Below are 7506 nucleotides of genomic sequence, written 5' to 3' on the forward strand. Positions count from 1 at the left end.
AAGAGGGTGCGGTATTCTGTCCGCTCATCCGGGGAGAGGGTGTCCAGCCAATCGCCAAATCGGTATATGTAATCCTCCCCATAGCCCATGCGCCAGCCAATAGAGTATCGCTCGATCTCCCGGTGGGCCAGCCAAGGGGGAGGCATTATTTTCTTATCTTGTAGTGCCATGTTGTTTTCCTCATTTCTCTTGCAGTTTCCGCAGCAGCTTCACGATCTCGGAGAAAGGACAGATCCACCTTCCGCTCTCCAGTCACAGACAGACACCGTACCGCATCCGGTTTTAGTCCATTCAGATCAATCTTTCTCCGCCGCGCCAGAAAACGGCGGTGCAAAAAGAGTGCTCCATTTTCATAAAAGTCACCAGTCCCGTTCCCGGATAGCCTCCTCTATGTCAATCGGGATGCCGAACCACTCCAAAATGTAGGCCACATCTGCCGCCATACACTCCCTTGCCACCGTTTCAAGGTCGCTGTCATTTTCGTCACCGGGCTTTCGTCTGGTGTGCCCGCTATCCTGCAATATTGGCGCTCTCTATCCCATTTTCCAGAGAGCCACAGACTTCAACGGTATGTCCCCAGAACATATCGTCATCATCAAAATAGGCCGTAAAGTCACCCTCATATGTAAGGCTCAGTTCTGACAAGGTAATGCGCTGGGCAAATGCTTCTTCTGTAATGGGATCAGCGTTTTCCTTCTCATCGTCATCTGCCTGCCACTCATTGGCCAACTCGGTCAGTTCCTTTGCCGCAAATTCACGCATGGATTTGTCCCAACTTTCGCGGTCTGCCATAACTTTGTGGGCAATGCTGCGGGCGGTATCCCAGGTTTCCTCATCCTCCAGGTCTATTTCCAGTGCAAGGGAGACTTCCTTTTCATTCCACAAGATTTCACCATCCAGCAGCCCAAAATCCCGGTTCAGCTTCAGAGTTCCCAGAACTTCATCCTCAATATGTACGGGTTTCTGGTATTCCTCCCATACTGCTTCCAACTGCGGACAGGATACGGAAGGCTCCAGCACCTCTATAACAGCCCAACAGTTGAACTGCTCCGGAGTGGTATGTTCAGGCACCAACTCATCCAGAAGTCGGCGTACCTTCAGACGGCAGATCTGCCCTTGCTGCAAACGCCTCCAGCCCTTTTCGCTGTTGCGCTCATCCTCCGTAACCGGCCACTTCAGCCGACCTTCTTTGATGCTGACCTTGCCAGTGTTGCAGAACACCATGCCCAATGTAATGGCAGTCATGTCCCAAAAATCGCCGTTATCACCCTTATGGTGCCCAGCCCCAAGGCACTTGCGGATCAGGGCGATCACTTCCTGCTCCTGGGTTTCATACTTTTGATAAAATTCTTCAAACATTGTGCCTTCTCCTCTTTTCGGCACGGTTTTATTCTCATTCACCGCCAAACCGCTTGACAGCGTCTTTGTAAACCGTGATACTTTCTTCCACTTTCACCTTTTGACTTCGAATATGGAAGTAATCCCGCAGAACACGCCTGAGTTCCGGGTTTTCCACCTTGCGGGGAAGCAGGCTGATAAACATTTCGTCGTAGCTTTCGTACAGAACGCCGCCTCGGTTGTAGGTCTGCCAGGTCACAGTGGGCTTGCGGCCCTCCGGGTCTTTGGCCAGATCAAAGAGCCACCGCTCATCCAGATCCACATAGCGTTCAATCGTAAACCTTGTGTCATAGGTTCCGTAGCTGTAATCTCCCCAGAAAATGAGCGCGCGCAGTCCATCAGGACCGGAGCGTTCAAATGTCCAGTCCTCCGGATAGCTGCGGTAATCCAGCAACCCCAGAGCATTGAACAGATAAATCTCCTTTGGAGTGCCCAGGAGGGGCGAATAGGTCTCATATACCTGCTCTTTGGGCTGGGTGATGATCGACTTCATAAAGACCGGGATCATCCAGCTGCCGCCGTAGCGTTCATTCAGCTCATCAGCCAATGCCTGCAGCCGCTCATCCGGGCTGCGGATCAGGGAGGAGGTCAGCACCAGGGCGGGAATTTTCTCCATTTCCCTGGGTGTGGCATCCCAAAGCTGAAGCCCATCGGTGATCCGCCAGCAAGTGCAATCGTCACCGTCATAAAAAGGGGTGTGTTCAAGTTTGGCGATCCGCTCCGTGTTTTCCGCCAGGAAACGGTACACCTCCAGCATCTTGGGAGAGGCTTTGCCCAACATCAGAGCGATACAGAATCGAAACTGTTCCACCTGTTCTTGATTCAGTGGTTTTGTATCTGCCTCATCCAGCAGATGGGAAAGGGTTTTCAGGATGACAGGGGCGATCTGTTCCGATACACAGTCGGAGCAGGCATCCGACATGATATGGCTGCCCATCCATTTGCCCTTGACCAGCTTGGCCCACAGCGGGGCAGCGGGGTCATACTCCAGTTGCGCCAAAGCCTTTTGAGCAGCCGTTTTGCACTTGCCCTTTTCTGTATTCACAAGCTGGAGAAGCAGTTCGCCGTTGGCTTCCTCCTTGCCCAGATCCAAAATGGCCTGTTCTCGCTTTACGCCCTTGGGGGGCAGTTGTTCCAAAGTCATCATCTATGTCTGCACTCCTTCCTCAGTAATCTATCCCTGCCGCGCCAGAAAACAGCGGTGCAGTATACCGGTTCCACCTTGTGTCACTCCTTTTTGCTGCTTGTACTCATGCCAGTTCCGCATCCAGAATCTGCACCTGTTTTCCTTTCTCATTCACATAGTAAAGCGCAATGTAGTCAATGCCGTCCCGCTTGACCTGCTCCCAGGGCATCCGCTCACCGCTAATCAGTTCCACAGTATCCGCCTCGTCCACCTCGAAGTCCTCTTTTTCATCCTCATAGTCGATATTGTAGCCCAGTTCCAGCACCAGCTTGGAGGTGGGTATCTCATACCGCTTGAGGGGACGGTGCTCCAGCTGGGCTGGATCGTGTTCATCGCAGAACATATTATCATAGCCATGTTTCCCACCGTCGAAGATGACGAACTCCTCGCCGCTCTCCGGGTCGCGGGCTGCCACCAGTCCGGGGGCCTCGTCGCTATCTATGATATAGGATTGGATCTCTCCTCATTCCTCAAACTCGCCCTCAATCATTCCATTGAGATATTTTCCGGGGTCAACGATAAATTCCTCCCATTTGGCTAACGGATGAAACTCCTCATGCTCGATGTCCAGATACCACAGCTTTTTGTCCCTGGGGCTCCACAGCAGCAGATAGCCGCTGTAATTGTCCATCTTCGCCATGAGTGAGAGCAGCTTTTTTCCGCTTCCAGGTCATCTCCTGCACATCCATGTAGGGGTAAAGCTCCGCCCATTTCACCAGCTCCCGCTCCGGAAATTCCAGACGCAAGGGGCCGGTCTTTAAGTATTCCACCAGCTTGGCAGGCAGCTTGTAAGGCATGAGCTGACGCACCTTTTCCTGTTCGTTGTGCCAGTCCTCCGGCTCCAGAGCTTTTAAGTAGGCGGCCATTTCCTGATTTTTGTTCTGCACCGCTACGGTGTAGGGCCGGTCGCCGTATTTATCGGAAATGGTGATGTCTGCGCCCTGCTCCACAAGCCAGCGCACCATAGAAAAATCGTTGTGCCGTGCCGCTTCGGTGACAGGAGTGGAAGCGTAGGAGAACACCATGTCCGGCTTGTGGTAGTTGATATCCGCCCCGTTTTGAATCAGATACTCCGCAAGCATCTGATTCCCCTGGCTCGCCATACTGCGCAGGGCCTCCCCGCCGTATCGTTTCAAATCCATACCCAGCCTGTCCAAAATGGAGAGCACATCAAGATCACGCCGATTTTCCAGATGGAGAAACAGCCGGTAGATGTCCTCTTGTTTTGCGGGAATTCTGACTCCTGCATTGATCAGAAAAGAAAAAAGGGTCAGGTCTCGACTGCGCAGGGAGCCGTAAATCAATTCTTCCGGGTTATGGGTCAAATCCGCTCCGGCTTCGATCAGCAGCCGCACCATGTCCATCCGGTTTTCCAGCACCGCCAGTTCCAGCGGAGAGGTTTCCTCCTCCCGCGGCCGCGCTCCAATCGTTACCCGATAGCACTGCGGCTCATTGGGAGAATGCCCAGCATGAAGCAGGGAACGAAGTGTCTCAATGTCGCCGCCTCTGATGGCAGCCATCATAGGAGGTACATTTGAATAGCTTACTTCACTCATCTGAATCCTCCTGCCATCCTATTGAAAAATTTTCTGATACTGTTCTCTCAGTTCCGCCGGTGCTGCTTTGATCACCTTACCGCCGCCATTTTGTGCAGCTTGCCCCCAAATGCCCCAGAGCACATCTTGCCAGAGAAAGTCCTGGGATCTTTTGTCCTGGCAATTTTCTTCCGGCAGGTAGTCCTCTAAATGACCCTTGATCTCCAGCAGAGCGTTCAGACTCTCCTCATTGGCAATTAGAGTACGGAACTCCTTAGCCGGCCTCATACCCTGCATAGACTGGACGCCGTGGATCAATACAGGGAGTGTCTGAACGGTAAATCCGCATTTTTTGAAAAATGTGTGGATGAACTTTTCCTGTAAAGAGGAATGTTCATCATCACATAGATCCAGATAGTCGCACACCAGCGAACACCACTGTGGTCCCTCCAGCCCCAGAGCAAACACGGCGAAAGTGCCGGGCATCGCGCAGGCTTCATCCGCGAGGTTTTGGTACCACTCAAACTCCCGCATAGCCAGCCGAGCGTATCGCGCCATAGCCGGGTGCAGCTTGGGGTGCTGCACAGCGCAGGCAAAGAGCTGATTGATTCCCTTCTTGGGTAAGCCGGGAATGGGCAGATAGAGTTTTTCCTTCCCACGGAACTCCACCGAGTAACTGCGGGGAAATTCCTCCTGCTCCAGCACCGCGCACAGATAGTCCAGGATTTCAGCATAACACTCCTCAGTGGAGTCCCTGGCGGTGATGCGGATGGTGGCAAACGCATCGTTGGCCGATGAGGTGAAATGTTCCGTCTTACGCTGCTGGATATCCTTTGGCAATTTGCCGCTGCCGCCCGTTTTCAGCTGCTTCACCATATCCGGGCGGAGCTGGGAAACCAGGCCGAGAATGTGCTCGGTGGTAAGGGAGTCGTAGCTGGCTCCATATACCGTATAACAGACCGCCACATAGCAGGCAAAGCGCAGCAGGCCTTCGTCCACATCCTCCGGCCGCAGCTCGGGCCACACGGTGCAGGGCGGGTAAGCTGAAAAGTAATCCTCTTTCTCTCCAACCTTAAAATACCGCTCCTGCACCTGGCGTTCGATGTATTGTCCCAGTGTGTGATCGATCTCCTTCCAGCCTGCCAGCCGCCGCAGGGCATCGCAGAATACAACCGCTTCCTCATAGGGAAATCCTTTCAATGGCAGTTTGGACAGGTACCGCTCCAGCAGCTGGCTGGGAAGAAAGGGTGTTCCGTTTTGATTCCGAACAACCACCGGGTAGCCGGAATGGTTTTCTTTTGCGGTTCCATCCAACACATCCTGGATGCACTGATCGGCTTGTTCCAGCACTTCGGGGTCCGTATCCGGTTTATGAATCAGGTAATAACGGCCATGTACGCCGTCTCGTTTCGGTAAACTCATAGCAGGCCACCTCTTTCTTCCAGGCTCTCCGTTATTGGAATAAAAATCTGCCGGCAGCGCTCTTTCAGTTCCTCCGGAGCTGTTTCCACCACTTTCTGACCACCCTTGGCGCTGGCTTTGCCCCAGATCACATAGCAGACCGTATCCCATGCGTATTACAGCACTTCCTCCGGGCTGGCTTCTGTTTCCTGGATGGGTTCCTCATTCTCGTCATCATCGTCATCCTCGCCGGAGGAAAAACCGCTTGGCACGATCTCGGACAGATGGACTTTTGCCTCCAGCAGAGCGTCCAGGCTTTCTGCGTTTGCCATCCATGCGGCATAGTCCTTGGAATACTTCATGTTCTGCATGGACAGCACACCCCGGGCAAAAATGGGGACTGTATCGGCGGTAAAGCCGAACTGTTTCACATACTCCCGGAGAAATTTTTCCTGTAAGCGGGAGTGCTCGTCATCACAAAGGCCGAAATAATCCCATACCAGCTGCCGCCACTCTTGCCCCAGCATTCCCAGAGCAAACACGGCAAAACTTCCAGGGAGAGCACACTGCTCATCGCTGAGATTGGTGTACTGCTCATATTGCCGCATTGCAAGCCGGGCATACCGTTCCAGCAGAGAATGAAGGGACGGATATTGAACGGCGCAGGCGCAAAGCTGATTGATTCCCTTTTTAGGCAGTCCTGTGATGGGCAGATACCTCTTTTCCGGCCCTTTGAACTCCACAGCGTAACTGTGCGGAAAGTCCTCCTGCTCCAGAAGCTCGCACAAATAATCCAGCACTTCGCCATAGCATTCCTCCGTGCTGTCCCTGGCGGTGATGCGGATGATGGCAAAGGCATCGTTGGCCGATGCGGTGAAGTAATCTGTCTTCCTCTTTTGCAGGTGGAGCGGCAGCCTGCCGGTTCCATTTTCTTTCAGCTTTTTCACCATATCCGGCCGGACTTTCTCGACCAATCCTAAGAGGTAATTGGTATCCAGATACTGAAAACTCATGCCATATACCTTATAATTCACCGCCACATAACAGGCAAAACGCAGCAGCGGCTCCGGGACCTCCTCCGCACGGATGCCAGGTTTCAGAGAATACTCCCGATTCCAGCGGTGGTCATCTTCACGGCCTGTCACGACAAAATACTTCTCCTGCAGCTCCTGTTCCAACAGACCACGTAAATAGTAGTCAATTTCACCCCACCGACTCAAGCGGCGCAGGTTTTCGCTGAAGGCAATGGCCTTTTCCGCATCCAGGGTCTCGGCTCGCTGTACTTCGGACCATTTTCTCACCAGATCGTGCACCTCAAAGGGTGCGCCTTCGCTGCTGACCACTACCGGAGGCCAGAGAGAGTCGAGGCGGGTAATCCTGCCGTCAATGGTGTCCTGGATGCACTGGTCAAAGAGCGGCTGCAGCTCCTCCTGTACCTCGGGCTTCATCCAGTAACAGCGCCCGTCTACACTGTTGCGCTTTGGTAAATTCATGTGATGCTCTCCTCTCAGGTCTGCTGGTGCTGCATAGATACGATGTGGCAGCCGGGGCAATTATATTTTAGCTTCATCTTTTCTGTCTCCTGTTTTGCAATAAAAAATGCCCTGCGCAGCACTGCCGCAAGGGCAGACGAACGCAGGACAGAAAAAGGCCGTAAAAGAGACGCCACATCTGCCAGCTGATGTGGTGTCTTCGACAGCTGAAATGGTTTTTTCATTTCTAAGGACAGCCGGCGGCTGTCTGAGAACTCTGCCCATAGCAGCACCTCCCCTATAGGCATAAACATATAGTATATTGTATCATAAGACACTTATCATTGGAAATGTTTTATCAGTCTGGCAATAAACCCAAAAATGAAATTTTAAATTCCACCTCTCCTACGGGTAGTAGCGTTTACTTCTGCACAGTTGATATTTACTCTTTCATACATCCATGGTATGGTTATCTCTCCTTCTGACAGCAGTAGAAGGAGGCTCATCATGAGTA

The 7506-nt window shown here is 52.7% G+C and carries 6 protein-coding genes and 2 pseudogenes; all 8 read right to left on the reverse strand.

Annotated elements, in window-relative coordinates; all coding sequences use genetic code 11:
• Window positions 1-359: 359 nt before the first annotated feature.
• Window positions 360-485 (reverse strand): annotated as a pseudogene (locus tag B5F29_RS16515) (DUF5713 family protein); the annotation flags it as partial.
• 25 nt (window positions 486-510) lie between these two features.
• Window positions 511-1359, reverse strand: a complete 849-nt coding sequence (locus B5F29_RS16130; protein ID WP_087155609.1) for a DUF2262 domain-containing protein — start codon at window positions 1357-1359, stop codon at window positions 511-513.
• A gap of 34 nt (window positions 1360-1393) precedes the next feature.
• Window positions 1394-2545, reverse strand: a complete 1152-nt coding sequence (locus B5F29_RS16135) for a hypothetical protein (protein ID WP_087155610.1) — start codon at window positions 2543-2545, stop codon at window positions 1394-1396.
• Between the two features lie 103 nt (window positions 2546-2648).
• Window positions 2649-2999 (reverse strand): hypothetical protein, encoded by a 351-nt coding sequence (locus B5F29_RS16140; protein ID WP_242955705.1) that lies wholly within the window; start codon window positions 2997-2999, stop codon window positions 2649-2651.
• 48 nt (window positions 3000-3047) lie between these two features.
• Window positions 3048-4140 (reverse strand): annotated as a pseudogene (locus B5F29_RS16145) (ankyrin repeat domain-containing protein).
• An 18-nt stretch (window positions 4141-4158) separates the two neighbouring features.
• Window positions 4159-5541 (reverse strand): DUF6138 family protein, encoded by a 1383-nt coding sequence (locus B5F29_RS16150; RefSeq protein WP_087155611.1) that lies wholly within the window; start codon window positions 5539-5541, stop codon window positions 4159-4161.
• 155 nt (window positions 5542-5696) lie between these two features.
• Complete coding sequence (locus B5F29_RS16155) at window positions 5697-7013, reverse strand: DUF6138 family protein (RefSeq protein WP_330397650.1); 1317 nt, start codon at window positions 7011-7013, stop codon at window positions 5697-5699.
• A 14-nt stretch (window positions 7014-7027) separates the two neighbouring features.
• On the reverse strand, window positions 7028-7237 hold the full coding sequence (locus tag B5F29_RS16160) for a hypothetical protein (protein ID WP_162608460.1): 210 nt from the start codon (window positions 7235-7237) through the stop codon (window positions 7028-7030).
• Window positions 7238-7506 lie beyond the last annotated feature (269 nt).

The sequence above is a fragment of the Lachnoclostridium sp. An196 genome (assembly GCF_002160135.1).
Classification (GTDB): domain Bacteria; phylum Bacillota; class Clostridia; order Lachnospirales; family Lachnospiraceae; genus Hominiventricola; species Hominiventricola avistercoris.